Annotated in this window: 23 protein-coding genes and 4 riboswitches; of the genes, 12 read left to right on the top strand and 11 right to left on the bottom strand. The window is 57.4% G+C overall.

Features of this window, described 5'->3' with window-relative positions:
* The first annotated feature begins 19 nt into the window (after positions 1–19).
* From GN111_RS07840 to GN111_RS07820, 5 genes are read left to right on the top strand one after another with little or no spacing between them, the layout of a single operon-like run.
* Positions 20–619 (top strand): paraquat-inducible protein A, encoded by a 600-nt coding sequence (locus GN111_RS07840; RefSeq protein ID WP_155303227.1) that lies wholly within the window; start codon positions 20–22, stop codon positions 617–619.
* Positions 616–1278 (top strand): paraquat-inducible protein A, encoded by a 663-nt coding sequence (locus GN111_RS07835; protein ID WP_155303226.1) that lies wholly within the window; start codon positions 616–618, stop codon positions 1276–1278. The genes GN111_RS07840 and GN111_RS07835 overlap by 4 nt, the downstream gene beginning before the upstream one ends.
* Entirely contained in the window at positions 1259–2941 is a 1683-nt protein-coding gene (locus tag GN111_RS07830) for a PqiB family protein (protein WP_170302186.1), read from the top strand. The genes GN111_RS07835 and GN111_RS07830 overlap by 20 nt, the downstream gene beginning before the upstream one ends.
* A complete protein-coding gene (locus GN111_RS07825; protein WP_155303224.1) occupies positions 2938–3543 on the top strand; it encodes a PqiC family protein in 606 nt (201 codons plus the stop codon). The genes GN111_RS07830 and GN111_RS07825 overlap by 4 nt, the downstream gene beginning before the upstream one ends.
* A 5-nt stretch (positions 3544–3548) precedes the next feature.
* Positions 3549–4775: a hypothetical protein gene (locus GN111_RS07820; protein ID WP_155303223.1), complete on the top strand. Its 1227-nt coding sequence runs from the start codon at positions 3549–3551 to the stop codon at positions 4773–4775.
* Positions 4776–4807: 32 nt separating this feature from the next.
* On the opposite strand, the gene GN111_RS07815 is transcribed toward GN111_RS07820, so the two are convergent.
* From GN111_RS07815 to GN111_RS07805, 3 genes are all read right to left on the bottom strand, one after another.
* Entirely contained in the window at positions 4808–6082 is a 1275-nt protein-coding gene (locus tag GN111_RS07815; RefSeq protein ID WP_155303222.1) for an MFS transporter, read from the bottom strand.
* Between the two features lie 270 nt (positions 6083–6352).
* Positions 6353–6550: a hypothetical protein gene (locus GN111_RS07810; RefSeq protein WP_155303221.1), complete on the bottom strand. Its 198-nt coding sequence runs from the start codon at positions 6548–6550 to the stop codon at positions 6353–6355.
* Between the two features lie 163 nt (positions 6551–6713).
* Positions 6714–7586 carry a helix-turn-helix transcriptional regulator gene (locus GN111_RS07805; protein ID WP_231715700.1) on the bottom strand — a complete coding sequence of 291 codons (873 nt, stop codon included), beginning with the start codon at positions 7584–7586 and terminating at the stop codon, positions 6714–6716.
* A 229-nt stretch (positions 7587–7815) separates the two neighbouring features.
* A riboswitch (cobalamin riboswitch) is annotated at positions 7816–8000 on the top strand.
* On the opposite strand from GN111_RS07805, the gene GN111_RS07800 reads away from it, so the two are divergent.
* The 5 genes from GN111_RS07800 to GN111_RS07780 all read left to right on the top strand — a co-directional run bounded on the left by GN111_RS07800 (position 7965) and on the right by GN111_RS07780 (position 15577).
* The gene (locus tag GN111_RS07800; RefSeq protein WP_155303220.1) at positions 7965–8138 is read left to right on the top strand and encodes a hypothetical protein; all 174 of its coding nucleotides are present in this window, start codon (positions 7965–7967) and stop codon (positions 8136–8138) included. It overlaps the preceding riboswitch by 36 nt.
* A complete protein-coding gene (locus GN111_RS07795; protein ID WP_155303219.1) occupies positions 8135–10111 on the top strand; it encodes a TonB-dependent receptor plug domain-containing protein in 1977 nt (658 codons plus the stop codon). Before GN111_RS07800 ends, GN111_RS07795 begins: the two co-directional genes overlap by 4 nt.
* A gap of 122 nt (positions 10112–10233) precedes the next feature.
* A riboswitch (cobalamin riboswitch) is annotated at positions 10234–10417 on the top strand.
* A gap of 205 nt (positions 10418–10622) precedes the next feature.
* Complete coding sequence (locus tag GN111_RS07790) at positions 10623–12635, top strand: helical backbone metal receptor (protein ID WP_155303218.1); 2013 nt, start codon at positions 10623–10625, stop codon at positions 12633–12635.
* A 53-nt stretch (positions 12636–12688) separates the two neighbouring features.
* On the top strand, positions 12689–14599 hold the full coding sequence (locus GN111_RS07785; protein ID WP_155303217.1) for a TonB-dependent receptor: 1911 nt from the start codon (positions 12689–12691) through the stop codon (positions 14597–14599).
* A gap of 192 nt (positions 14600–14791) precedes the next feature.
* The gene (locus tag GN111_RS07780; protein ID WP_155303216.1) at positions 14792–15577 is read left to right on the top strand and encodes a sirohydrochlorin cobaltochelatase; all 786 of its coding nucleotides are present in this window, start codon (positions 14792–14794) and stop codon (positions 15575–15577) included.
* Between the two features lie 24 nt (positions 15578–15601).
* On the opposite strand, the gene GN111_RS07775 is transcribed toward GN111_RS07780, so the two are convergent.
* The 7 genes from GN111_RS07775 to GN111_RS07745 all read right to left on the bottom strand — a co-directional run bounded on the left by GN111_RS07775 (position 15602) and on the right by GN111_RS07745 (position 21386).
* The gene (locus GN111_RS07775; protein ID WP_155303215.1) at positions 15602–16063 is read right to left on the bottom strand and encodes a cob(I)yrinic acid a,c-diamide adenosyltransferase; all 462 of its coding nucleotides are present in this window, start codon (positions 16061–16063) and stop codon (positions 15602–15604) included.
* Positions 16064–16405: 342 nt separating this feature from the next.
* Positions 16406–16589: riboswitch (cobalamin riboswitch) on the bottom strand.
* 60 nt (positions 16590–16649) lie between these two features.
* The gene (locus GN111_RS07770; RefSeq protein WP_155303214.1) at positions 16650–17381 is read right to left on the bottom strand and encodes an energy transducer TonB; all 732 of its coding nucleotides are present in this window, start codon (positions 17379–17381) and stop codon (positions 16650–16652) included.
* On the bottom strand, positions 17382–17786 hold the full coding sequence (locus GN111_RS07765) for an ExbD/TolR family protein (RefSeq protein WP_155303213.1): 405 nt from the start codon (positions 17784–17786) through the stop codon (positions 17382–17384). It abuts the gene before it with no gap.
* Positions 17776–18414, bottom strand: a complete 639-nt coding sequence (locus tag GN111_RS07760) for a MotA/TolQ/ExbB proton channel family protein (RefSeq protein ID WP_155303212.1) — start codon at positions 18412–18414, stop codon at positions 17776–17778. The genes GN111_RS07765 and GN111_RS07760 overlap by 11 nt, the downstream gene beginning before the upstream one ends.
* Before the next feature lie 136 nt (positions 18415–18550).
* Positions 18551–19348 (bottom strand): ABC transporter ATP-binding protein, encoded by a 798-nt coding sequence (locus GN111_RS07755; RefSeq protein ID WP_155303211.1) that lies wholly within the window; start codon positions 19346–19348, stop codon positions 18551–18553.
* Positions 19345–20352, bottom strand: coding sequence for a FecCD family ABC transporter permease (locus GN111_RS07750; RefSeq protein ID WP_155303210.1), 1008 nt, complete (start codon positions 20350–20352; stop codon positions 19345–19347). Before GN111_RS07750 ends, GN111_RS07755 begins: the two co-directional genes overlap by 4 nt.
* Positions 20349–21386, bottom strand: coding sequence for an ABC transporter substrate-binding protein (locus GN111_RS07745; protein ID WP_231715699.1), 1038 nt, complete (start codon positions 21384–21386; stop codon positions 20349–20351). Before GN111_RS07745 ends, GN111_RS07750 begins: the two co-directional genes overlap by 4 nt.
* Positions 21387–21478: 92 nt before the next feature.
* Positions 21479–21661, bottom strand: a riboswitch (cobalamin riboswitch).
* 263 nt (positions 21662–21924) lie between these two features.
* On the opposite strand from GN111_RS07745, the gene GN111_RS07740 reads away from it, so the two are divergent.
* Together GN111_RS07740 and GN111_RS07735 are read left to right on the top strand one after the other, a co-directional pair.
* Entirely contained in the window at positions 21925–23379 is a 1455-nt protein-coding gene (locus GN111_RS07740; RefSeq protein WP_155303209.1) for a CoA-acylating methylmalonate-semialdehyde dehydrogenase, read from the top strand.
* 105 nt (positions 23380–23484) lie between these two features.
* Positions 23485–23922 carry a ferritin family protein gene (locus tag GN111_RS07735; RefSeq protein WP_155303208.1) on the top strand — a complete coding sequence of 146 codons (438 nt, stop codon included), beginning with the start codon at positions 23485–23487 and terminating at the stop codon, positions 23920–23922.
* An 8-nt stretch (positions 23923–23930) separates the two neighbouring features.
* On the opposite strand, the gene GN111_RS07730 is transcribed toward GN111_RS07735, so the two are convergent.
* On the bottom strand, positions 23931–26414 hold the full coding sequence (locus tag GN111_RS07730; RefSeq protein WP_155303207.1) for an HD domain-containing phosphohydrolase: 2484 nt from the start codon (positions 26412–26414) through the stop codon (positions 23931–23933).
* Positions 26415–26493 lie beyond the last annotated feature (79 nt).

Below are 26493 nucleotides of genomic sequence, written 5' to 3'. Positions count from 1 at the left end.
TTTAACTGCCCATGCCGCCATGACGCAACCCCTGATTGCCTGCCATGAGTGCGACCTGCTGCACCGCATGCAGCCGCTGCCGGCAAACAGCAAGGCCCGGTGCCGCCGTTGCGGTGCCCTGTTGTACGTCCACGCCCCGAAGACCGTGGACCGTACCCTGGCCTTTGCCCTTACCGGTCTGTTTCTATTCGTAATAGCAAATATCTACCCCTTCCTCTCACTGGAGTCCCAAGGGGCCGTTCTGGAAACCAACCTGATTACCGGAACGATCATGCTTTCCCGACAGAGCATGGCCGGTGTGGCCATTTTGGTATTGCTCACCAGCATGCTGATTCCATGTACACTCCTGATGGCGCTGGTTTACGTGTTGTGGCCGATCAAACGGGGCTTTCGCCTGCCATTGACCCGACACGTATTCCGCATGGCCCTGAATCTGCGGCCCTGGAGCATGACCGAGATTTTTTTGTTGGGAATCCTGGTATCGGTGGTCAAACTGTCGAAAATGGCCACCATTATCCCGGGAACCGCGCTGTTTTCTTTTCTGGCCCTGGTGTTTGTCCTGGCCAGTGTCAGTGCTTTTCTGGATCCCCGTGCCGTCTGGGAGGGGATTAAGCAATGAACCCGAGGCGTGCGACCGCCAGCGTTACAGCCGCAGCGGCAGGTCTGATCGCCTGTCATAGCTGCCGCCTGCTGGTTTGCCGGCCCAGTCCGTCAAATCGGCAGACCATCCGCTGCCCGCGATGCGGCGCCCGACTGCACTTGAGAAAACCCAACAGCATCGCCCGAACCTGGGCTTTGGTCATTGCGGCTCTTATTCTTTATATCCCGGCCAACATGCTGCCGGTCACCGTCACGACTTACCTGGGCAGCAGCCAGTCCGACACGATCCTCAGCGGTGTTCTCTATTTCATGCGAACCGGTTCGTGGGGAATCGCCCTGATCATTTTCGTGGCCAGCATCGTGGTTCCCATTGCCAAACTGATCGTTCTCATTGGGCTGCTGATCTCGGTACAGCAGGGTTGGGCCTGGAGACCGGAAGATCGCACCCGCCTGTACCGAATCACGGAGTTGGTGGGGCGCTGGTCCATGCTGGATGTCTTCGTGGTGGCCGTGCTGGTTTCCCTGGTGCGCCTGGGGTATCTGACGACCATCGAGGCAGGCGCCGGCGTCGTCTATTTTGCCGCAGTGGTAATCGTTACCATGGTCGCGGCCGAAACCTTCGACCCGAGACTGATCTGGGATGCGATGGAGAGAGAAGATGAGTCAACCGCCCGTTGAGAACGATCCAGCAGAAGCGATACCCGAGCCCGAAATCCAGCGTGGGAAACGGTTTTCGGTTGTCTGGCTGATTCCGCTGCTGGCCGCACTGATCGGCGGCTGGCTGGCCGTAAAAGCCATCCGGGAAACCGGTCCGGCCATTACCATCGTTTTCAAGTCCGCCGAAGGTCTGGTTCCCGGAAAAACGGAAATCAAATACAAGGATGTCAGCGTCGGTAAAGTCCGGACCATCCAGCTCAGCGAGGATCTGTCTGAGGTATTGGTCACAGCGGAAATGAGCCGCGATGTGGCCGACTATCTGACCGGGGACACCCTGTTCTGGATCGTCCGGGCGCGCGTGGCGGTGGGCGAGGTCTCTGGTATCAGCACCCTTTTTTCCGGAGCCTATATCGGTATGATGCCGGGCAGCGGCGGCAAGATCGTGCACCGCTTCGAAGGAAAGGAAAAGCCGCCGGCCATTTTCAGGGATACGCCCGGCCAGCAGTTCAGTCTGCGGGCCGACCGACTGGGCTCGCTGGATATCGGATCGCCGGTGTACTACCGCCAGGTCAAGGTGGGGCGGGTGACCGATGTGGATATGGCCGAGGATGGGACAGGGGTCCTGCTAGAGGTTTTTGTCGAGGCCCCTTATCATCACCAGGTGAAACGCAGCTCGCGATTCTACAATGCCAGCGGTCTGAATATGAACCTTGGCCCCGACGGCGTTCGTGTTGACACACCTTCCCTGGCCAGCCTGCTGGTGGGCGGGATTTCCTTTTTTACTGCCGAAGGCATGAGCGCCGATCCGCCCCCCACGCCGAATCAGATATTCACCCTGTACGAAAGTCGGGACAGCGCCAATGCCGCCAGTTATAGCTATCGGGAGTACTATCTGCTGTACTTCGAAGAGACGGTCCGGGGGCTGTCTGCCGGGGCTCCGGTGGATTTTTACGGCATCAAGATCGGAGAAGTGGTCAGCATCCGGCTTCTTTTCGACCAGGACCGACTGACATTCAAGATTCCGGTGCTGATCGCCATCGAACCGGACCGCATCGAACTGTCCGGAGAACTGGCCATTCCCGAGTACCAGGTGATGGAGCGCCTGGTGGAAAAAGGGCTGCGCGCCCAGCAGCGCATCGGGAACCTCTTAACCGGGCAAAGCTACGTGAGCATGCGGCTTCACCCGGACGCTGAGCCTCGGAAAATCCACAGGGCGGACACCTATCCGGTGCTGCCCACCATTCCCAATACGGTGGAGGAAATTACGGCGACGGCTAAAGGATTTTTGGATCGCCTCAACAACCTTCCCATAGAAGAAACCCTGAAAGATATCCGGCAGGCTGCGGGGAAGGTGACGACCGTGATCGGATCGACCACCCTGGAGAGCGCCATCGACAATATCGACCAGAGTTTTGCCGAGTTCAAGAAGGTCACATCCGGTTTCAACGAAGGAACCATTCCCAAACTCAACGAAATGCTCGACCAGATCAAAGGCGCTATGACCATTGGTGAGCAGGCATTGGAACGGGCCAACACCGTTTTGGGCGAGGGTGCGCCCGTCGTGAACAACCTCAATCGGTTGCTGCTCGAGTTGCAGGATGCCGCTCGATCCGTGGAAGCCCTGGCCGATTATCTGGAAAGGCATCCCGACGCAATTGTCTTCGGAAAGGGGGATCGGCAATGAAACGGCCGTTTATGCGGAAATTGATCCCGGTCCTGCTGCTGTTTATGGTTTTCGGGTGCCGGTCGATTACGCCTGCGGTGAATCACTACGTTTTGAATTCCATGGCCGCAGGAGATGGTCCGCCGGTGACCATGGAAGAACCCGGACCCCGGATCGTCGCCGTCGGCCCGGTTCGGCTGCCCAGCTATGTCAACCGTTTGCAAATGGTCATGCGCAATGGTTCAAGCGAACTGGAAATTTCCGAGTTCCATCGCTGGGCGGATTATCCGGACCGTTTGGTGCAGCAGGTTCTGGAAGATAACCTGCAGGTGCTGCTCCCCCGTGACCAGGTGGTGGGCCACCCCCTGCCGGCGGGGTTGAAACCGGATGTCACCGTTGCCGTCCGCTTCGGTGAATTGATCGGCACCGCAGAAAAAAAGATGCGGCTCCGGGCGATGTGGACCTTGCGGAGCGAAGGTGAACCGGCGACGGAACGATCCTGGCAAACCCGCATTTCCGAACCGATTTCCGGTACGGGCTTCATGGCCCTGGCCGCGGCCCACAGCCGGGTATTGGAAATGTTGTGCCGGGAAATTGCGCAAGCCCTAAATGGGTCAAAATGAGATAAATGAAACGATTCTCATGGACACAGCAGTTCCAGGAAAAAAAGGCCGCAGGGCAGGCCAGCCGGGAATATCTTTCCCACCTCGATGAAATTCTTTACGGTTTCTGGCAGTTGGGCCGCAATATCATTCTCGTATGGTCGCCTTGCGAGAAGGGCATGCATCTACTTGTGGTTCCTCATTTTGCCATTGCGGAGACCGTTTACGATGCTACCCCGCAAGATAGCGGCCCGAAAGGATCCGTCCTTCGGCCTGTCGATCCCCTGCTGCACGATCTTGTGGCGGGCCCCAAAATGGTTACCCTCGAACACCTGCAGGACGCGGCCGCTCATTTGGGGGTCGAGGCGCGGCATGTAACACTTCCTTTTTCGCCGGGGAAAGAGCTGACCCACGAGACAATCAATGCCCTGGTGAAACGATACAGCATCACCCGGGTCGAGGATCGCGCCGTCGCCCTGTTCGACATTGTCGGATTTTCTCACTATGCCCCCCTTGTTCAAGTTGCCCAGCTCAACAGTTTATCCTATTCGGTCAACACGGCCTACAGTAAACTCATGGGACGCGATATCGAAATCCGGTTTGCACGCACCAATACGGGAGACGGTTTTTATATCTGGAACCGGGACCGGGGGATCGACTCCAATGTGGACCTGTATCACTTCATGCATCTGGTTCTGGCAGAGAACGCGGTGGCCCGGAGCGAAAACAGGAATTTTACCGCACCGCTGCTGCGCACCTGCTTTCATGTTGGTGGGCACTACGAATTCTATCAATCCGAGGGGCTGAATCCAACCACCTTCAGCTACATTGTGGGCGATGTTACCATAGAGCTGGCCCGCATGATCGACCAGGCCAAAGACGGTCAGATTCTGATCGGCGACTTTTCGGTTCCCATGGCCGATAAAAAGGTCCGAACAACCCTGCCGGTGGACAGTGTGGATTTCATCCAACGTACCCAACGACGGCTATCGAGCCTTGAGGATCTGGTTCTTGGCAAAGAGCATGTCGAGACTATCAAGTGCTATTTGACAGGGCAGAAAGGCGCCGACGGCACATACCGGATCGGCCGCTATATCCTGTCCGACAAGCACGGCTATACCCGCAGGGTATTCAATGCCAAGGTCAATGTCCACATGAAGAGCGGGCGCTCAATTTATCTGGGTATTCAAGATGAACAACTGCAGGATTTCGGGATTGCCGAACACGTGCCTTCCGGTTCGACAATGGGCTGATTAGAAAATTTTCGTATAATGCTCTTATCTTCTCAAAGGCGTTTTTTGGCCATTGGCTTCGAGCGGATAAAAAATGAGAGGACCAGACAGGCCAGTGATGCAGCCAGGCAGACGCCGAATGAAGTTGTAAAGCCGGACAGCGGCACCAGTTCTCCGGCCTGACCGGCCCGGTCGATAATGCTGCCGGTCAGCACTTGGAAGGCGGCGACGCCCAGAAAGGGCGCAGGATTGAGCAGGCCAGAAGTCAATCCCAACCGTTCCGTCGGCGTGGATTCCCGGATGATCCCCCAAATGGTGCTGATGAATCCGCCGATCATCAGTCCTATCAATAGCAGAATCATTGCAAAACCAGGCAATTCCAGCCAGTCGAACACCGGCAGTAGGGCCAGCCAGCACAGGCTGTAGACCAGTGTTATGGTGGTGAGAACGCGGCTTTTGTTCAGAGCGAACCGATCCGGCAGCCAACCGAAAAACGGCGCTCCGATAATCACCCCGATGGGAATGAGCATATTGAGCTTGCTGGCCAGCATGCGCTCGATGTCCAATACCGCCATCAGAAACGGGGTGGCCCACAGCCCCTGAAGGGTTACTGCGGTTCCGTAAAATCCGAAGAACGTGACGGCAACCAGCCAGAACTGCGGGGCCGCCAGGACGATACCGATGCTGTTCAAAAGGCCGGATGTGGGCTTGTCCGTATGGCCAGCCTCCGGTTTTTGCGGTTCGGGGGCATCCCGGGTGGCCAACAGCATCAAAAGGGCCAGTGCCAGGCTGATGCCGCCGATGAGAAAAAAGGTGGGGCGCCATCCCCACCGGCCTGCGGCCCAGGCCAATGGCGTGGTGGCCACCACGGCCCCGAAATTGCCCACAGCCATTAGCAGGCCTACCATGGTGGCGAACTCCTTTTGCCGAAACCACTGGGAAAGGGCTTTGACCGTCGGTACATAGACCCCCCCCACGCCGAAGCCGATCAAAGCCCTGCCCACCGATGCCCACCCGACAGAGGGGGCCAGGCCGAAGAGGAAGCATCCGGCTGCCGCCGTCACCGACCACCAAGCGATCACCCGCCGGGGGCCGATGCGGTCTGCCAGGTACCCCACAATGGGCTGGTTCAGGGCGTAAATATAAAAATACATGGAGGACATCAGGCCCAGTGCCGTGGCGGTGGTATCGAAATCGGCCAGCAGATCGGAAACGATTACCGATGTGGATACCCGGTGGAAATAAACGAAGAAATAGATCAGGCAGATGATTGCGAAAACGATCCAGCGATGGGGGTCGCGGTGGGCAGGGACCTCGGGTGGTTTCATGACAAACGCTCTTTTCGTTGCAGTTCGGGATAAAACACTTACCGATCAGGAAGTTGCGACACATAGGGTATTTCAACCCCGTGAATGGGTACAAACGGTTCGATCCGTCGGGTAGCATATCTTCGGTGGGAAGTATATAGGGAAACCGGAAGGTGCGCAGGCTGCCTACCGGTTGAGGGGGATTGTGCCGTCAGGGGGTTAAAAAACGGCTTAATGAAGTTCGAAAGGCGGCGCCGACGGGCGTCGGCGCCTTGCCCATTCCGATACCCGCTATGCCTCCACGGCCACGAGGGAAACTCCCAATTTTTTTTCCACTGCCTGGAGTTTGCTCAGTTGGTCGGCATTCAGCGCCGACGGCTTCAAATCATGACAGGCAAAAGCCAGCAGGGTCTTGCCCAGGTCTTTTTCAAGATCGTTAATGGATTGCAGGGTGGATGAATCGACATTGGTTGCAAGTGAACATAGCATGGCTTTTCCTCCTGGTTTGAGATTGACGGCAACGCCGCACTATTTTCGATGGGTCGGATTCGGGTGACCGCCGACCCGGCTTTCAATTTAGAATTAATTTAGGGCAGGAGGGCCACGGGGGGCAATACCGGTAGAGTTGCGGCTAACTGACGGGTAAAAACCGTCATTTATTCAACCCCAATAAAAACGAACGCAGGTTGGTGGAAGTATTGCGCAGATTCAGCTTGCGGCGCAGGTTGCGCCGGTGGAAATTTACGGTGGCAATGCTCAGGCTGAGGTTGTCGGCGATCTCTTTGCTCCTGCGGCCCTGGCGAATCAGCGCGGCCACTTCGATCTCCTGGGGCGTCAGCCTCGTTTCGATGGCTGACAGCCGCCGCATAAAAGGCCGGGTCAGTTCGGTCAGGCGCTCTTCCAGGCTGGCCAGCATGGCTTTCTGGCCATCCCGAAGGCTGGTGGCTGTCAGGCGGTCCAGCAAAGGTGCCACCAGATGCTGCATGTTGTCGAGAATATTTTTTTCCATCTCGCGCTGGTCGTCTTCCCGCTGACGCAGCAGGACTTTGAGGGCTGTATTGGCCTCCTCTAAATGTCGCTTCTGACTTTTCAGGGCTGCCTCGGCCAGTTTCAAGGCCGTGATGTTTTCATGGCTCACGACAATGCGCACCGGACCGGGGCCGGGCGTACGGGTAACGCGCATGTAAAACCAGCGCTGCTCGTCCGGGCTGTGGCAATCGTATTCCATTGCGAATTCTTCGCGTCTGCCGATAATCACTTCACGGATCCCTTTGGCCACAAGGGATGGCTCGTTTCCAGCCTGCTCGCAGATTTCGAGGTAGTTGATGCCCAGCGTGTCCGGCCGCATGCGGATCTGGTTGTGGTTGGCGAAACTTTTCCAGGCCCGGTTGCTCTGCAGGATAACGCCATTTGTGTCCAGGATGGCCACATGGGCCGAAAGCGAGTCGAGGATGGTTTTGGCGAATGTCTCGTCGTCCGATGAGGGCATGGACGTGTTCGTGCATTCCCCTGGTTCGTCGATCATTGGCAGTCTCCGGTTACTTGGTTGCAGCGTCGGAAAATCGTCGTCCAGAAAACTTATTAAACCACGAAGTGGCAGCCATGCAAAGGACTTGTCGCCAATTTTTTACCGCTGGCAATCCCAAGGGTGCTATGGGCTTTGAAATCGACGTCGATGGGGTGTGAAATTGTCGGTGAAAGGCAATTTACTAGTAGAGAAAATAGCTTGACAAAAAATCGAATTCCGGTATTAATTTGCGCAAAAAAATCCAGGCGCTCCAATAGAGCTGAAAAAGGGAACCCCGTGAGAATCGGGGACGGGCCCGCCGCTGTAATCGGGGACGAAGGCCGCAATCACGCCACTGATATTTTTGTTGGGAAGGCGCGGTCGGTAGGATGATCCGTGAGTCAGAAGACCTGCCTGAGAAAAGTGAGCCGTAAACACGTGGACCGCGTCCGGCTCGAAAACTTGCCGCGGATAAAAAAGGGACATCCCCGGATCGAAACCACCATCGGTCCGGGGATTTTTATTTCTCCGGACAGCAGAACCCGTTTTTGTCGAAAGGAGAAGAGATGAGGAACCGTTTTTTTGCAATTGGATTGGTATGGTGCGTGATGGCCGCCGGACCTGTCTTTGCCGATGAGGGCGCAACAGAGGGGGATGCCGTTCCCACCATGGAGACGATTGTGGTTACGGCCGGCAGGGTTCCTGAAAAACAGAAAACGCTGACCAACAACGTCGCCGTGATCGACACAGAAACCATCGAGCAGTCCCCGGCCAGAGATTTGGGCGAACTCTTGAAAGAACAGGGTCTGAGTGTGCGGGAATATCCGGGCAACCTGTCTGCCGTGGGTATCCGCGGGTTCCGCACCGATACCACGGGCAACGATCTGACCAGCAAAGTCTTGATTCTTCTGGACGGCCGTCGTGCCGGTACCGGCAATCTGGCCAAGATCATGACCAAAAACGTCGAACGCGTAGAGATTATTCGAGGACCGGCCTCGGTCCAGTATGGAACGGCTGCTGTAGGCGGCATCGTAAACGTAATCACACGGCAGGGCAGCGGCACCCCAACGGCTTTTGTCGAGGGCGGGATGGGAAGCTGGCGATACGAAACAGCCTCTGCCGGTGGACATGGGGAGATCAACGGCCTGGATTTCTCCGTTGCCGGTACCCGTTCCACCATGGAGGACTATCAGACGGCCGACGGCGAAACCTACCATAACACCGGCTACGATGAAAAGGAAGATCTCAGTCTCAATGTCGGTTACAATTTTAATCCTTCACACCGCCTGGGTGTGATTTATACCAATTTCTCCGTGGACGAAGCCGGCTCTCCATACTATTTGAGCCAGAATGATTTGACCAGCTATTTGGATAAATCCAACTACTCGCTCGACGCCGTATACACCGGTAGTTCTGTGGGGGAACAATACTCCTGGAAGCTGCGCTATTTCGAAGGAAAGGATAAGGATAAATACACCAGCCCTTCATATGCCTATGTGAGCGAGGATATCACGGACCGAAAGGGCGCCCAGGCGCAGCTTTCAGTCGATCTGGGTATGGCCACCATCACCGGCGGTGTGGATTGGGTTAACTACGAAATCGAATCGACGAGTACGCCGGAGCGCTCCACCTACGACAATCCGGCCGGGTTTCTCTTGGCGAAAGCCCGTTTGCTGGACGAGCGCCTCATCGTCTCGGCAGGCGGACGATACGACAGCTATGAAGTGGAGATTAAGGAGGATCAGGGCGGCAAAGAGGACGACACGTACTTCTCTCCCAATGTGGGGCTGGCATATCTGGTCACCGAACATCTGAAACTTCGGGCCAATTACGGTCAGGCCTTCGTGATGCCTGGGGCCGACCAGTTGGCCGCCGATTACTTCGACCCAACTTCATGGGCTCAAGTCGTCGGCAACCCCAATCTGACACCTGAAGAGAGCGCTACCTGGGAAGGCGGGATCGACTACTCCAACAGCGGAATCTTTTTCAGCCTGACTTATTTTTATACCGATTTTAAAGACAAGATCGAGACGGTCATTTTATCCGGAGGCGAGACGTCCTGGGAAAACCTGGGAGAGGCCACCATCTCCGGCATCGAGGGAGAGTTGAATTTCGACCTGGGTGAAATCAACGACTGGGATTTTCAGTTAAGGCCATATGTCCGCTTCACCTATTTGACAAAATTCGAAGATGAGGCCACCGGCGACGATCTAAAATATACGCCGGATTGGACGGCATCATACGGTATCAGCTTTTCCGATGGGATGGGACTGTCTGCGACCTTCAACGTCGCCTATACCGGCCAACAAGAAGTGGAGGACTGGGAGAGCCAAGTGTGGCCCAATGACGTGGAGGTCGTTACCATGGGCTCTTCGACGGTGGCCAGCCTGACCATCACCAAGACCCTGCTTACATCGGACCGTTGGGGCAAGTTATCGCTCAAAGGGGACATCACTAACCTGTTCAATACAGACTACGCCTATGTCAAGGGATATCCCATGCCCGGAAGAAGCTACTTTCTGGGGCTGAGGTACGATATCTGATATTATGATCATGGGTTGTTGATCGGTCGTGCTTGCGGGCATCCGCCGGGTGTCCGCCCGCAAGCAGGCTTATGAATCCGACAGGGGGAAATGGCTTGACAGAATAACGACATTCTCATTAATTAAAGCAAATCGTTTCAGGCGCTCCCATGGAGCTGAAAAGGGAACCCCGTGAGAATCGGGGACGGGCCCGTCGCTGTATACGGGGACGAAGGCCGCAATCACGCCACTGATATTTTTATCGGGAAGGCGCGGCCGGTAGGACGATCCGTTAGTCAGAAGACCTGCCTGAATGTTGATGACCTTGCCTGTCCTGCCGGACAATGGACAGCAAAAACAATCTGAGGAAAAATCAGGGAGCCCCGGATCGCTATGTAATATGGTCCGGGGCTTTTTTCGTCACCGAGAACGCAGCGTCAATTGGATTGCGGGTCCAAGCCAGTCGGTGAGGAGCCCACGATGATGCGTTGGACAACATCGCGGGTCGTATCGTTTGAGAGGAGAACGACAGATGAGTAGTAAGGCATTCAACAAACGACCGTTATTTTTTTTGCTTGCACTCCTGATGCTTTTTTGTCCACCTGCCTGGGCCTCGCCAGTCCAGGTCACCGACGATGCCGGCAACGACCTGCATTTAAGCGAACCGCCAAAACGAGTCGTTTCCCTGGTGCCGTCGGCCACCGAGATACTTTTTGCCATCGGCGCCGGAGACTCCCTTGTCGGTATCACCCACCACAGCACCGGCGTCCGCGGAGCTGCGGGAAAATCCATTATCGGCGGTTTTTTCTCCCCTTCCATGGAACGGGTCATGGCTCTCAACCCCGATCTGGTGATTGGCTCCGATATTCATTCGCAAGCGATCGGCAAGATTGACGGCGATGTTCCGGTATTGGTGATGAATACCCGCCGCATGGAGGACGCATTTCGGCATATGGAATTGCTTGGGACGCTTTTCCAGCGCCAGGCACAGGCCGATGCATTGATAGCAAAAAATCGTCGCCAGATCGATCTGATCGCCCGCAAGGTGGCGGCGATTCCAGAAGATAAGCGCAAGCGGGTCATGCGCCTGATGGGGCGGGATCGCATCATGACCCCGGGCAGCGATTCCTTCCAGAACGAGATGATTCGGGCCGCCGGTGGCATCGCGCCCGACTTCGGAAAAGCCGGCAGCGTAGTCCCGGTAACCGAAGATGAGTGGATGGCGTTCAACCCCCAGTTCCTTTACGGCTGCGGCGGGGACCGTCAGGCGGCCGAAACCTTTTTCTCACAGGATGGATGGGCAGCAGTGGATGCCGTCCGGCAGCATCGGATCTATTTCTTCCCCTGCGAACTCACCTGCCGGGCCGGCGCCCATGTGGGAGATTTCGTTTCCTGGCTGGCCTCCCTGATTTATAGAGAAGAGTTCTCGGACACCGCAAATGAGATGCTTCCCCGGCAAGTCGTCCAGACCCGTCCGTTGGCCATCGATTTGAATTGTGTGGACAGGGCGCGCATTACCACCAGCATCATTCAAGATTTTCCCAACAAGAGCCTGATCATCGATTTCAAAACGCCTCGTAGCCTGGTTTCCACCCTGGAGGGTCAGCGCAGCGAGGTGCTTACCGTAGGAAACCATTACTCACCGCCGCCGTGCTGGGCGCTCATGCCCATGGGCGGGCTGGATCCACTTTACCAGTGCATCTGCCCGGTTATCGGTAAAAAACGATCAAGTACGGCCTTTCTCTTTACCGGTGCGGACATGGACAATCTGGCCGTCAAAAAGGAGATCTTCAAGGCCATGACCGTCTATGCCCTGGTCACGGCAGGGGTACGGGGAAATGCCGTGCGGATGTCCAGGGATGTGGGCAATTACTACGAACCCGGCACTATTAATATGATCTTTCTGACCAACATGCGGCTCACGCCCCGCGCCATGACCCGGGCGATCATATCCGCGACGGAGGGCAAGACCGCCGCGCTTCAGGACCTGGACATCCGCAGTTCCTACCAACCGCTGAATGCGGCGGCCACCGGCACGGGAACCGATAACATCATCGTCGTCGCGGGAGACGGACCGGTCATCGACAATGCCGGCGGACACAGCAAAATGGGCGAGTTGATTGCCCGCACGGCCTATGCCGGGCTGCGGGAAGCCATTTTCAAGCAGAACGGCATTGTCGGCGGTCGGGATATCTTTCAGCGCCTGTTCGACCGTCATCTGAGTATTTCGCAATTGGTTTCCGGCAGCCATTGCGATTGCCTTGGTGAAGCGAACGCTTTTGCCGGCAAGATCGAACAGGTTTTGTTGGATCCCCGATACCAGGGCTTTTTGGAAGCTGCCATGGCGTTGAGCGACGGGGCCGAACGGGAAACGGTCAGCGATTTTGGTTTTTACGAGAACTGGTGCCTGGACGTGGCCGGGCGTATCGCCGGTAGCAAAGTGGATCACCTGGTGGATCATTTTTCCGGCGATGCATACCCGGCGCCGCTGTCCATGGCACTGAACGCCATTTTTACCGGACTTGCTGAAAAGGGTGAACCGTGAATCGTAAGCGGTGAGAAATCTGGCGCCGGTTCCGGAAAGAGGGCAGGGGGACAGTGAGGAAGACAATCGTTCGCACGCGATGGTGGATATCGGCGGGGTTGGTCTATGGGGCGCTGCTGTCGACGATGCCCTTTTATGGGGGTATCGGTTTCGCACACAACAACGGTCATTCGGATGAGTCTGTGGTTCTGGAAACGATTGTCGTTACGTCCGAACGGATTGACGCCTATGCCCAGGACCACCCACGGCAGGTCGTTGTGTTGGGGCGAGAAGAAATCGATGCACGCAACCTGATGGACGTCGCAGAGGCCCTGAACACCATGCCGGGTGTGGACGTGAAGTCCAGTTCGGGTGTGGGGGCGCGCATCTCCATTCGCGGATCGGGAAAGTTCGGCGGCGTGCTGGTGCTTCTGGACGGGCGTCCCCTGAACAGCAGTCAATACGGCGATGCCGATCTGTCCACGATCCCCATCGATATTGTCCAGACGATCACGGTGTTCAAGCCGCCGGTTCCTGTATGGCTGGGGCCCGGTGCCAGCGAGGGTGCCATTGTAATCGTCACCCGCAATCCCCAGGCTTCGTCAACCGATAAAAAAAAAGATGTCACCCGGTTGCGCGGCGCCGGCGGCTCCTATGGTCTGGCAGAGGGCAGTATCAGCCATCGGGCCCATGTGGACCGGGGAACCCTCATGGCAACGGCCTCGGGAAAGCACCGGGACGGAAAGCGAACCAACAGCGACTGGGACTCGGGCAACCTTTCCCTGCACTGGAATCGGGAGTTGGCCGCAGAGCGCCGGATCGAAGCCGACGTACGCTATCATGCCTCCGAACACGGCAGTGCCGGGCCGGTGGACAACCCCACACCCGACGCCCGCCAGTCTTACCGCAAAGCCTCCCTCGACAGCCGTTTGAAGGGGGTCATCGGCGATTCGGCGGATTACGGGATCAACCTTTACGGCGACTTCATCGACCTCGAGGATAAAAGCCAATCCGGCTTTACTTCCACGCTGGAAAACCGCAAGTGGGGCCTGAAAGGGGAAAGCAGTTGGGTGGATGAAGGGGACATCTGGGCGCTGCGGTTCAACGGGATGCTGGAACGGGATGACGTGGAGCACACCCTTTCGGGTGACCATCACCGGGTGACGACCGGCATCGGGGCCCAGGCGGACCTCAACTGGCGGGCGATTACAGCGACCGTCGGCCTGCGGGGGGATCACACCAGCGACTTCGATTTCAATCCCGGTTTTTCCAGCGGTTTGGGGGTGACCTTCAGAAAAAACTGGTCCCTCAAGGCCAATGCCGGCTACACAGTAACGATTCCCACCTTTGGTCAACTCTACCAACCCAGCCATGGGAGCATCGACCAGGTGAGGGGCAATCCCGACCTGGAAGAGGAGAAGATCTGGTCCTATGATGCTGGAGTGGAATATCGCCGGAAGAAATCGAGGCTGTTCCAGGTCTCCCTCTTTCGCTCGGACACGCGCGACCCCATCGTCTATGAAAGAGGTGCCGATCTGATTTACCGACCGGTCAATGTCAACCGTTCATGGCGCCAAGGGATCGAAGCGACTTTTGAAACCATTTTTGAAACTGGAGTTACGGTGGATGCCAATGTCATCTTCCAGGATTCCGAAATCGAGGAAAGCGGCAACGAACTGCCCTACACACCCCAGGTGAAACTGAAGCTGGCACTGTTGTATACCGCGGAACGCTCCGGCACCCGGCTTGAAACGACCCTGAGATACGTTGGCGAGCAGTACAGCGAAGCGGAAAACCGCGAAAGCCAGCGCATCGACGATTACCTGACCTTGGATGTGAAGGCGATCCAGCCATTTACCATCGGTGTTCTTGCCGCCGAGGGATTCGTGAGCGTGAAAAATCTGTTCGACGCCGACTATGAAGTTCACTACGGGTATCCCGACGACGGCATCCGGTTCGTGGCGGGGGTGGATTTGATGTGGTAGGGGCGGGGGACTGAGGACGGAGGTCGGAGGTCGGAGGTTGGAAGACAGAAGATGGAGGGCGGATGTCGGACGACGGAGGACTGACGAGGGATGAGATGCTATAATTGAGTTTGAAAAAAACGAGCTTGTTGGTTGAATTCGTTGATTGGTTGAAAAATTAAGGATTGATTTTACGAACAGCGAGGTTTTCTCATGAGTCATTGCACGCCCATCGTCCTGGCCGCTTTCGGCACCACATCACGGGCCATGGATACGTACAGCCATATCGACAGGACCGTCAGGGCCGCTTTCCCTGAACACCCGGTTTACTGGGCCTATATGTCCCGCATGGTCAGTTCGCACATGAACACCAAGCGCCGCGCCAATATGAAAACTCCTCAACAAGTGCTGGCCGAACTGAAGCAGCAGGGGCATTCGTGGGCAGTCGTGCAGTCGCTGCATCTGATCTGGGGCCACGAATTCTTCCGGTTGGTGGATGCGGTGAAGGAATCCGCCGTGCGCACCAGCATGGGGCTTCCGCTGCTGACCTCCCCGAAAGATTACCGGGCCGTTGCCGCCGCCATCCTATCGAACAGGCCGATGGAAAACGGCGGCACCATTGTGCTGGTGGGTCACGGGACCGACCATCCGGCCTGGAGCGCTTATCCGGCCTTGGCCGAGATCCTGCGCAGCACCGACGCCAATATTCACGTAGCCACCGTCGAGGGAGAATCGGAAACGGCAAGGACGGTCGATGCGGTTGCCCGCTCGGGCGTCAAAAAGGTGCATTTAATGCCGCTGATGCTGGTGGCCGGCGTCCACCTTCAGGAAGATATTGCCGGCGAGGAGGATTCGTGGAAGCAGGCCTTCGAGGAGGCCGGCCTGGCGGTGTCCGTGGATGGATATGGCATGGGAAAAGCCCCGGCCATCGTCGATATTTTTCTCCGGCATATCCGGGATGCGCTGGCGATTATCCCAGACAACGCTTTTTCGGATTAATGCGTTTTTACGAGAATTGGCACCTTACATATCGATTCCCGGTCTGGCCAGAACTCCTTTGCGATAGTAGTGTTTGACTTCCCGCATTTCTGTAACCAGGTCGGCGGCGGCGATGACGTCGGGGTGGGCGTAGCGTCCGGTGATGACCAGATCGAATTGCCGGCTTTCCACCAGCCGTTCGACAGAGCGAACTCCTTGCCTGGCCCGATTCAATTCTCCGGTGGCGGGTTTTCCATGAACAAAGCATCCGCTGCCGTATTCCTCCACCCGGATCTGTTTGTCGAGTTGTCCCAGCATCGTGTACTCGCCGCCGGCTCCGTTTTTCATGAAGGCGGTAATGGCCACCCGCAGGCCCGAACCGGCGGCGCGCAGGGCCAGTCCCAAGGCGGCTGTTGTCTTGCCCTTGCCATCGCCGGTATAGACATGAACGTAACCGCGATTCGATCCGGGAGCCGGTGCTTTGATTCTGCAGGCGGATTGGGTCATTAGCGTTGGAACTCTTGTTACAGAAGAGTAAAGTGAAAAGCGCCGGGTGCTGTCTAGACCATCCAGGAGTCTTCCGGGCCTTGCGGGTGCCGGACACCCGGCGCTTCAAGTAGTGGGGGGCCACTAATACGAAGATGCCTTCATGCTTGATTTCGAACGATACACAGGTTAAGAATTGCCGAAAGCGAGGGAGGATTTCCTGCCCGAAATCCCCCCTGCTTCCTGGCACAGGGTGCTGCATTAACCGGTATAAAAAAAGCCCTTCATGCCTCTGCTCGCATGAAGGGCTGCACCCAGCTTACTTGACCCTTAACGGTTGCCATTTACCCAGATCACCGTGGGCATGGCCGAATTTTCAAGGCAGGTCTTCTGACTCTCGGATCGTCCTACTCTCCGCGCCTTCCCATCTCATCGCTTGAGACAGTGGCGTGTGCGGATTTCGTCCCCGAACACAGCGGCGGGACCGTCCCCGACTTTCACGGGATTCCCTATTAAGCCTTACGGCACCTTGTCTCCTTACTTAACAGACCAACTGATATTGTCAATGGATTTTTTCTCATCGGCGGTGTTGTACAGACAAACGGTATCATTTCAGATTGAACCGAATCGGCACTTTTACCCACATGGCTACTTCTCGATTCCCCTTGCGCGCTGGATCGAACTGCCAGCGCCGGACGGCCTTCATGGCAGCCCGATCCAGCAGCGAATAATTGCTGGATTCGGCAACACGCAGATCACCGACCTGACCGTCCTCAAGGACGTAGACTTCCAGAATCACAGTTCCCTGATACCGTCTCCGGCGTGCGATGGAGGGGTAATCCGGTGGTGGATTCTGGCTGTAACGCGGTTTGGCCAATACGACCGTGGTGTCGGTGTCGGGGGGTGCGGGTACAGTTGGCGACAGGGGAGCGGACCTGGCCGGAACCGGTTTCGTATTGGAATCCGCGGATATTTTTTCTCCCCGGAGGGCGGGCGATTCGGGCAGCGGTTCGGGCTCCGGCGAAACAACGACCGGCGGCGGTGTCGGCCTCGGTGGCGTGACGATCTTTTCGGGCTTTTTCGGGAGGGGCTTCGGTTGTACAACGGGCTTTTGCACCGGCGGCTTCGGTGGCGGGGGCGGTTCGGGCTTGGGCGGAAGGGGCAGGGGGGCGTCCGGCAACGGATGAATTTGCGTTAATGGGCGCACCACCAGTCGTACGGTGGTTATCCGGGTACGAGGAGCGACAGATTTTTGGTGCAGCAGCCATTTCGTGCCCATGGCCAGCAGGGTGGCGTGGATCAGTATCGCCATGATGAAGGCCGCCAGGATCCGTTTCATTCACGGCTGCCTTTCGCATTCCAGAGAGAGGCGATAGATGCCGGCCATTTTGATCTGATCGATCACGTTGTAGAGAGTCTGGTAGGTTATCCGGTTGTCGGCGAACAAAAGCACGCCGGGATCTTTCGACTCCCCGGCCCTGTCTCGCAAAACCTCGGCCAACCGGTCCAGGGCCACGGGCGCCTCGTCAACGAATATTGCTCCATTTGGGTCCACGGTTACTGAATGCGTGACCTGTTTGTCCAGCGGGGCCGTGGAAGACAGGGGCAGGGCCACGGGCAGGGCATGGTGCACGGCCATGGAGAGCATGGCGTAAATAAAAAAGACCAGCAGCAAAAAGACGATGTCGATGAGCGGCAGCATATCGATGCGTGCCTTGCGGTTGGCGCCGATATCAACCTTCATGGGACTCTCCCGTGTTCGATCCGTTCTCACTGTCGAGCTTTTCGTAAATAATTTCCAGACTGGTGGTGTACTTTTCGATGTACCGTGCCGCGCGTTCGATGCGAGTATTGAAATAGTTGTAGGGAAAGACCGTAAAAATGGCGATTCCCAGGCCGGAGGCGGTGGTGATCAGGGCCTGGGCGATTCCCCGGGTGACCGCTTCCGGGTGGTCGATGCCACCACCGCCCAGCATGTCGAAGGAGGCGATAATGCCTATGACCGTGCCGAAGATCCCCAAAAGGGGCGCCACGGTGATGATGGTGTCCAATACGCCCATGTAGCGGCGCATGCGGGCAATCTCATCGGCGGCGGCCGTTTCCATGGCCTTGACCATGGAGTATTCGCGGTGCAGGATGCCGGAAACGAGAATGCGGATGACATAGCTTCTGGAGCCGGTAGCAAGCTTGCGGACTCCCTCCCAGTCACCTTCCTGGCAGCGCTCCATCACCTGTGCCAGCAGGTCCCGACTGTTGCGCATGCCCACAACCGTCCAGAAAATGGCTCGGTCGATGATCACCGTAAGGGAGATCAGCGAACAGATCAGCAAAGGGATCATTACCGGGCCGCCGCTGTTGAAAATTTCGATCATGGAAAATTCCTAATGTGTGTTTGTTGGGTTCCGGGTTTGGAGCAGTGAACGGTGATCAGTGAACAGTGAACTGTGATCGGTGATCAGACTTCCGTCCTCGGTTTTCTGCCTTCCGTCTTCCTTTGTCCATCATCCATCATCCATCCACTCTCCCCTCCCGCAACAGGTTCACCCGCGGCCAGGGGCCAAAGGGGCTGGCATCCACCCGAATTTTGCAGCCATAGGCCGTTTCCAGAATCTTCTCCTCGATGACCCGGTCAGGCGGGCCGTAGGCCGCTACCCTGCCGTCGACCAGCAGAAGCAGACGGTCGGCGAACATGGCCGCAAGGTTGATATCGTGGGAGACCATAACCACGGTCGTCGCGTTGCGGCTTTTCAGATCGGCCATCAACTCCATGACGCGGATCTGGTGAGTCAGATCCAAAGAAGCCGTGGGTTCGTCCAGCAGGATCAATTCCGGCTGCTGGCAGATGGCGCGGGCGATGTGGGCCCGCTGCCGTTCGCCGCCGGAAAGGTGGCTGACGGGGCGGTCGGCCAAATGACTGAGTCCGGTGAATTCGATGGCCTGACGGGCAATGGCAAGATCGTGCTCTCCTTGCAGTCCCAGGACTCCCAGGTAGGGCGCCCGGCCCATGAGTACCAGTTCTTCGACCGGAAAGGGGGTGTCCTCGGCGGCGCTCTGGGGCACGTAGGCCACCCTGCGAGCCAGTTCGCGGCGTCCGAGGCGATTCAGCGGCCGCCCGCAGATGTGAATTTCTCCTCCCGAGGCGGGCAGCAGTCGAGCAATGGCCTTGATCAGGGTGGTTTTGCCCGATCCGTTGGGACCGATGACGATGAAAAACTCCTGGCGATCCACCGCAACGCTTACATCGCGCAGCACTGTCGTTCCGGGATAGGCGCAGTTAAGGCCATGGATGGAAAGCGCCGGGCTCATGGCTTGGAGCGCCTCAAGAGAATGATGAACAAAGGCGCACCGATCATGGCGGTGATCACGCCCCCAGGCATTTCTCCCTGGGGGGGCAGCACACGGGAGAGCAGATCGCACACCACCATATAGGCGCCACCGCCCAGAATACAGCCCGGAACCAGTACCCGGTGATCAGGGCCGACGATCAGGCGCAGCAGATGCGGGATGACCAGGCCGACGAAACCGATCAGGCCGCACTGACTCACGGTGGCGCTGACCATCAGCGAGGTGATCACGAGAAGGGTCAGGATAACGCGGCGAACCGGGACGCCCATGGAGGCGGCCATCTCGCTGCCCAACTGCAGCAGGTTCATGCGGTTGGAATAGATGAAAACGACCGCGAAACAGGGCAGCAGGATGGTGGCAAGCATTCCGGCGTGTTCGATCCGGGAGGCCGACAGGTCGCCCATGAGCCAGAAGAGAATGTTGTGCAGCCGCGAATCCTGGGTAATGGAGATCAGGAACATGATTACCGCGGAGCAGAAGGCGTTGACCATGACACCGGAAAGCAGCAGGGCGTCCTTGACCAGGATGGTGCGTCCCGAGGAAATGAACAGGATCAGCGTCAGGGTAGCCAGGCTGCCGGCAAAAGCGGTGATTCCGACCCCGGGAATCCGCGACAACCCTAAAATGATGCCGGTGATCGCACCGATGGCCGCTCCGCCGGAGATGCCCAGAATGTAAGGTTCGGCCAGTGGATTTTTCAGCAGGGCCTGAAACACCAGGCCGCCCAGGGAAAGAGCCGCGCCCACCATGGCCGCCAGCAGCACCCGCGGCAGGCGCAGGCGCCAGATGATAGCGCCTGCGGTGCTGTTTCCCCCATCGCCGAAAAGGGTCTGCCAGACCGTCGAAAGTCCGCTTCCCGATGAACCCATGGCCAGTCCGGCGGTCATGGCCGCCGTCAGCAGCAGGGCCGTTATCAGCACCGTTATGGCGATCCTGGTGGAGAGAGATCGGGGGCTTTCGGTCATGGCAATACGCCTTTATCGTCCCGTTCGCCGGCCTCGGACTGGTCCAGCGCGAATCGATTCGGCCCGAACCTGTCTGGATGGATCAGGCGGGCGAGCATCTCCAGCCCATCCGCCAGGCGGGGGGTAGCGCGGTCCAGTACGTTGGAATCCACCAGGTAGATGCGGTCGTTTTTCACGGCCGGTATAGATTCCCATTCGCGCCACTCCCGTTTGACCTGTTCGAAGACGGCCTTTCGGGCCATGGAGGTGATGATCAGCACTTCGGGACGACTGGCAATCACAGCCTCCTTGGAAAACCGGGGATAGGGCGTATCTCCCGCTGCCAGGTTGACGCCTCCGGCCATGTCGATCAGTTCGTGGATGAAGGTGTCGGTGCCCACCGAGACGATGGGGGCGATGCCGATTTGGAAGAAAACCGTTGGGCGATGCGTCGCTCCGGCCACGGTCTGACGAACCCGCTCGATGCGATGCCGCATTCCTGCAACGATGGCATCGGACCGATCGCTGACGCTCAGCAGCCGCCCCAGTTCCTGGAGGGTATCCATGACCGCCTCCAGGTTCCTGGGATCCACCGCATAGACAGGGATGCCCAGCGCTTCCAGTTTGCGGATCGCGGTGAGGGGATTGCCGTCCTTAACGGCGATGCAAAGATCCGGCTTCAAGGCCACGATTTTTTCCACATCCAGCCGGACGTAGGATCCGACTTTGGCCAGACGGTTGGCCTGGGGTGGATAGTCGCTGAATTGGGTGGCTCCTGCCAGCCGGTCGGAGAGGTCCAGTGCGAACATGATCTCGGTAATGCTGGGGGCCAGGCAGACGATGCGCCCGGGGTGATCCGGTACGCATACCTTCCGGCCGAGTTGGTCGACAACCGTCGCGGCGCTGACATGGATTGGCATAAGGAGCGTCAGAAGTGCGAAGAAAGCGACGACCGCATACTGTACGGCGGTCTCTCCTCCCCATGTGATGGCACGCTGCGGCGCAGGTGCTAAAAGGGATGGAATACGCCTGACGTTCGTCGATCGGTTTTTCAATTGTTTTCTCCGCTAATAAAATACCCCGCCTGATGGAATCAAGGCGGGGCTCGGTTGCCGGTTCATGGGGTCGGCCTTGACCGCGAAGGCGCATTCAATGTGTCATCTGGGCAGGTTTCCTGGCTCGTGGATCGCTCTACCGGCCGCGTCTTCCCAATCGATGAAGATCAGTGATCGTTTGCGGCTTTCGTCCCCACTTACAGTGGCGGGTCCGCAGCGGATTTACACCGCTTTCCCTGTTGGCCCCAACGGGCACCCGGATGAAATGATTTTCTTACAGACCAATAAACCCAAACGACCCGTCGATGTCAATGGCTTTTCAACGGCCAACGGCTTTTCTTTGCATTGGAAAAAGGGGTTGGCAAAAGTGGGGGAGGTGTGCGATTGAGTATAGCGCATAGCTCATCGTTGATAGCTGATAGCTGATGGCTGGCCGTTCGAAGGCGGAGGGGATATGGGATGGGTGCCCCCTTGCTTCGCTCGACCCTTTGATTACCGAAATCCACAAACCTTAAGTATACTGGAGGCTTCTACGATCATGAGCGTACCACTGATTAAAAATTACATTGACGGGGAGTGGGCGAAATCCGATTCCACCGTTTTCGGGGATGTCTACAACCCCGCCAGAGGAGAAAAGATCGCTGCCGTGGCATACGGCACCGCCGCAGATGTGGACCGAGCCGTGGCCGCGGCCAAAGAGGCCTTCACATTCTGGCGTGAAACCCCGCCGTTGACCCGGGCCCGCTACCTTTTCCGCCTGAAAGAGGCCTTCGAAGAGAATTTCGAGGATATTGCCGAGGTGCTCACCACCGAACACGGCAAGGCTATCGACGAGGCACGCGGCGAAGTGCGCCGTATGATCGAAAACGTGGAGCACGCCACCGGTGTGACCACCCTGATGTGCGGCTATACCCTGGAAGACATCGCCAAGAATATCGACTGCTACGGCCATCGCCAGCCGCTGGGCGTTTTCGGTTGCATCGCCCCGTATAACTTTCCTGCCATGGTGCCGTGGTGGTTTTTGCCCTATGCCGTGGTTACCGGCAACACCTTCGTGCTCAAGCCTTCGGAGCAGGTGCCCATGACCCAGACTAAAATCATGGAGATCGTCGACGAGGTGGGCTTTCCCGAGGGAGTGATCAACATGGTCCACGGATCTAAGGATGTGGTCAACGCCATGCTGGCCCATCCCGATATCGAGGGCATCTCTTTTGTAGGTTCAACGCCCACGGCCCGCCATATCTACCGGGAATGCGGCAATACGGGCAAGCGGGTCCAGGCCCTGGGCGGCGCCAAGAACATCGTGGCGGTCATGTCCGACGCCGACCTGGAACAGGGCATGCCGTCTTTGCTGACCTCCTTTTTCGGCTGCACGGGTCAGCGGTGCCTGTCCGGTTCGGTGCTGGTGCCGGTGGGAGATGCCGCCGACCGTGTGGTGGAGCAGTTTGCCGCGGCCGCCAAAACAGTCAGCATCGGTGACGGGATAGACGAGCAGACTTTCATGGGGCCTCTGATCAGCAATGCCCACCGGGAGCGGGTGCTGGGGTATATCGCCAAGGGGATCGAGGAGGGGGCCAATCTGATCCTGGACGGCAGAGGCATTGAGGTCGATGGTTACCCTAACGGTTTTTTTGTCGGCCCCACGGTTTTCGACAACGTGACGCCGGACATGACCATTGCCAGAGAGGAGATCTTCGGCCCCGTGGTGAGCATTGTGCGCGCACCGGACATGGATGCGGTGGTCGATCTGATCAACAGCCGCGGTTTTGCCAATGCCGCCTGCATTTATACCGCCAGCGGTGCGGTAGCCCGGGAATTCAAATACCGGGTCAAGCCAGCCATGATTGGCGTCAATATCGGCATTGCAGCTCCTATGAGCTTTTTTCCTTTTGGCGGCGCCGGCAACTCCATGTTCGGGGACATCAAAGGACACGGACAGGAGATTTTCCAGTTCTACACGGATATGAAGGTGGTCATCGAAAGATGGTATTGATAGGTGGATAGACTTAAGGGGGTTAGGCTGAAGACAAAAACGATCTTCAGCAGCACCTAAAAACCCGCAGTCTGAACAGCTAATTTTCTATTTTCGGAGACAAGTATGCCGCTGACCAATTTTGGAGCCGTCTTGAACTTTGCCGAAACCCTGGAACGGGATGATACGGAATTTTACCGCAATGCCGAAGCTGCCGACGTGGCGGAGGCCTACCGGATATTGTTCGAGATGTTCGTCAGGGAAGGCAAAAAGAACCTCTCTCTGGTCCAGCGGACCCGGCGAGAAAACGTTACCGAAATGATCCTTGAACCCATCCGGGACCTGACGCGCACCAGCTACCAGGAACCGATGCCGGATGCCGGAAGCCTCGATCTTAAAGGCATGCTGGCTGCGGCCATGGCCCTTGAAGAGCGGGCGGTTCGCTACTACACCGATGCGGGAAAGAAAATCCGCGCCCTTCCGGAAGTCTCGCGAGCCCTGAAAACCCTGGGCAAGAAACGCAGCCAACGGATCGCGCAGATGCAGCGGCTTGCCGGAAGCTGAAACCGGCTTCAGGCGACAGGCGTTTTTTTTCCGGCCGCGGAGGATCGATAGCTGTCGATATTCACCCCGTCGAGTTGCTCCGGGGCCAGATATTGCCGGGCATATTTCTTGTATATCCGGCTTTTCAGAAACAGATCGAACAGATCACCGTCGATGTGGGCATCGTCGCGCATACGGCTCATGATGCCAAGGGCCTCGTTTACCGTCTTTGGGGTTTTATAGGGCCGGTCCGCCGCGGTCAGGGCTTCGAAGATGTCGGCGATAGCGATGATCCGGGCCTGGACCGACATTTCCCTTTTTCTCAAACCCCGGGGGTAGCCGGTTCCGTCCATGGTTTCGTGGTGGGCTCCGGCAAACTCGGGCACCTGCTGTAAATACTCCGGGAAATCGAGCCTGCCGAGCATGATAATGGTCTGGATGATATGCTCGTTGATTTTGAAGCGGTCCTCCGGCGACAGGGTGCCTTTGCGGATGCTCAAATTGTAAAGCTCTCCTAAGTTGTACTGGTTTTCGGGGATCTCCATATTGAACCCATAGTCGTTGTCCGTGGGGGCGGCCGGCTGGGGCCTGGGGACGATGTGCTCGGGTTTGTCGGCCAGCAGCGGTTCGACCACCGGAAGGGATGGCGGTGGGCTCGCATTTTTCAACAGGGCTTCATCCGGGGAGATGCCGATGCGGTCGTCAAGGTGTCGCAACCAGGTTGTCATAGCGATTTTCTTCAAGCGTGCGATATTCTCGTCGGCCATGAGTTCACTGCCGATATTGCATTGGGCCACAAAAGCGAAATCCTCGGCAATCTGCAGGCGGGATTTTTCCAGCCGTCTTTCCAGGAACGCCTCGTCCTCATCGCCGGCCAGGCGTCCGCGATAGTAATCGATCTCGGCATCGCGTAGAAGAACCTCGAAACGCATTCGGATTTCATGGATCCGATTGTAAATCGTCTCCAGTTTAGTGGCTTTGTCGACTACAAATTCGGGTGTGGTGACCTTGCCGCAGTCGTGCAGCCAGGCGGCCACCTCGAATTCCCAGCGTTGATCTTCCGTCTCCATGGAAAAATCAGCCAACGGACCTTTAGTGGTGTCGCAGGCCGCCTCGGCAAGCATTTTTGCCAGTTCGGGGACCCGTGCGCAGTGTCCGCCGGTATACGGAGACTTTGCGTCAATGGCCCCGGCGATGAGTTTGGTCAGGTCGCTGAACAGCTTGCGCTGCTCTTTGAGAAGTTTTCGGATCGTGCGTTTCATCAGCACAAAGGCCCGGATCAGGGCATGAATCTCCTTGATGCTGGAGTCGAAGGCCGCCGATTCCGAAAAATCGCGCTGACCGATTTTCCTGGATTCCACTTCCAGCAGGATCAGCGACCTGGAGATCTTTTTGGAGACCAGCAGCACCAGCGGCAGGACCAACAGGAGAAGCAGGCCGGAAAAAAGAAAGACGCGCTGCTGCATCCGTCGGATGTGGCCGGTAAAATCGGATACCGGGGCGATGGAGGCTAGGATCTGGTCGAATTTCAGGCCCGCCTTGATGGGGGTCGAGCGCACCAGGTAGTCAATCCCGTCGATTCGAATTTCCCGGGTGCAGTTGATATTGCCGTCCGGTTTTTTTCGAACATCGGCCACCACGGACCGTACCCGCGGATCGTCGGATGTCTCGGCGGAAATAAACACCAGGGCCTCATGGGCGCCGACGCGGACGGCATCCTGCGTGGGATGGGCGATGACTCGCCCCGAACGGTCGAAAAGAAACAACATGCCGTTGTCCGAGACCTTCTGCTTTTTCAGCGAACGTGAAAACTGGTCCAGGGTAATATCGGCGCCGAAAACCCCTCCGCCGTCGATCAGCCGTTCCGCACAGGTGATTCCGGGAAGCCGGGTGGAAGAGAAAATATAGGGCCGGGTATAAAAGGCCGTCGTTTCCCTGTTTGCCCGGATATACCAGGGGCGCGTACGGGGATCATAGTCCGGGTCGAGGCCGGATCGCTCGCCGATTACCTGCCGCTGCCGGTCCAGAAAAAGCCAGCGCTGCTTCAAGGCCCCCTCGGTATCGGCCGAGATGGTGCGCAGGACGAAAAAAGCTTTTTGCGGTGCTTCGAACAGGCGTCGAACCTCGGGGTTCTCCCTGATAGCGGCGATCTGGATGAACGTGCCGTCGTCGTATCCCACATAAACGGAAAACAGTTCGTCGTTGAATTCCAGTGACGAAAGCATCAGCTCCATGCCCGAATGGGTCAACCCTCCGCCTACCGGGGGGGAGGCCATGCCCGGCATGCGTGCCGCCGAATCGGCCAGAACGGCAACCGATTCCAGGGCGCTTTCGTAGCGCTGCAAAACCTTTGCGTTGATTTCCGAAAAGAGTCGGTCGGCCGTCTGGAAGGCGGCAATTTTACTTTCCCGGTGGGAAATCCATAAAAAAAGGCCGGTCAGGACGACGACGATGAAAACGATCAACGTGGCGATGCCGACATAGAACGGATAGCGTCTGATTCTCAGGGGCATGCCTGTTCCTTGGTGACCATCCGACGACGGTCGATTCCCTTGGTTTGCTTTTCGTTTGATTTCCGTTATTATAGGAACC

This window comes from Desulfosarcina widdelii, from assembly GCF_009688965.1.
Lineage (GTDB): Bacteria > Desulfobacterota > Desulfobacteria > Desulfobacterales > Desulfosarcinaceae > Desulfosarcina > Desulfosarcina widdelii.
Note: the sequence above shows the minus strand (reverse complement) of the source record. Positions and strands in the feature narration are given on the sequence as shown.

Excerpts from the sequence above, each read along its gene's own strand:
- GN111_RS07840 (WP_155303227.1), top strand. The coding sequence starts at position 20 with ATGACGCAACCCCTGATTGCCTGCCATGAGTGCGACCTGCTGCACCGC.
- GN111_RS07835 (WP_155303226.1), top strand. The coding sequence starts at position 616 with ATGAACCCGAGGCGTGCGACCGCCAGCGTTACAGCCGCAGCGGCAGGT.
- GN111_RS07830 (WP_170302186.1), top strand. The coding sequence starts at position 1,259 with ATGAGTCAACCGCCCGTTGAGAACGATCCAGCAGAAGCGATACCCGAG.
- GN111_RS07825 (WP_155303224.1), top strand. The coding sequence starts at position 2,938 with ATGAAACGGCCGTTTATGCGGAAATTGATCCCGGTCCTGCTGCTGTTT.
- GN111_RS07820 (WP_155303223.1), top strand. The coding sequence starts at position 3,549 with ATGAAACGATTCTCATGGACACAGCAGTTCCAGGAAAAAAAGGCCGCA.
- GN111_RS07815 (WP_155303222.1), bottom strand. The coding sequence starts at position 6,082 with ATGAAACCACCCGAGGTCCCTGCCCACCGCGACCCCCATCGCTGGATC.
- GN111_RS07810 (WP_155303221.1), bottom strand. The coding sequence starts at position 6,550 with ATGCTATGTTCACTTGCAACCAATGTCGATTCATCCACCCTGCAATCC.
- GN111_RS07805 (WP_231715700.1), bottom strand. The coding sequence starts at position 7,586 with ATGATCGACGAACCAGGGGAATGCACGAACACGTCCATGCCCTCATCG.
- GN111_RS07795 (WP_155303219.1), top strand. The coding sequence starts at position 8,135 with ATGAGGAACCGTTTTTTTGCAATTGGATTGGTATGGTGCGTGATGGCC.
- GN111_RS07790 (WP_155303218.1), top strand. The coding sequence starts at position 10,623 with ATGAGTAGTAAGGCATTCAACAAACGACCGTTATTTTTTTTGCTTGCA.
- GN111_RS07780 (WP_155303216.1), top strand. The coding sequence starts at position 14,792 with ATGAGTCATTGCACGCCCATCGTCCTGGCCGCTTTCGGCACCACATCA.
- GN111_RS07775 (WP_155303215.1), bottom strand. The coding sequence starts at position 16,063 with ATGACCCAATCCGCCTGCAGAATCAAAGCACCGGCTCCCGGATCGAAT.
- GN111_RS07770 (WP_155303214.1), bottom strand. The coding sequence starts at position 17,381 with ATGAAACGGATCCTGGCGGCCTTCATCATGGCGATACTGATCCACGCC.
- GN111_RS07765 (WP_155303213.1), bottom strand. The coding sequence starts at position 17,786 with ATGAAGGTTGATATCGGCGCCAACCGCAAGGCACGCATCGATATGCTG.
- GN111_RS07760 (WP_155303212.1), bottom strand. The coding sequence starts at position 18,414 with ATGATCGAAATTTTCAACAGCGGCGGCCCGGTAATGATCCCTTTGCTG.
- GN111_RS07755 (WP_155303211.1), bottom strand. The coding sequence starts at position 19,348 with ATGAGCCCGGCGCTTTCCATCCATGGCCTTAACTGCGCCTATCCCGGA.
- GN111_RS07750 (WP_155303210.1), bottom strand. The coding sequence starts at position 20,352 with ATGACCGAAAGCCCCCGATCTCTCTCCACCAGGATCGCCATAACGGTG.
- GN111_RS07740 (WP_155303209.1), top strand. The coding sequence starts at position 21,925 with ATGAGCGTACCACTGATTAAAAATTACATTGACGGGGAGTGGGCGAAA.
- GN111_RS07735 (WP_155303208.1), top strand. The coding sequence starts at position 23,485 with ATGCCGCTGACCAATTTTGGAGCCGTCTTGAACTTTGCCGAAACCCTG.
- GN111_RS07730 (WP_155303207.1), bottom strand. The coding sequence starts at position 26,414 with ATGCCCCTGAGAATCAGACGCTATCCGTTCTATGTCGGCATCGCCACG.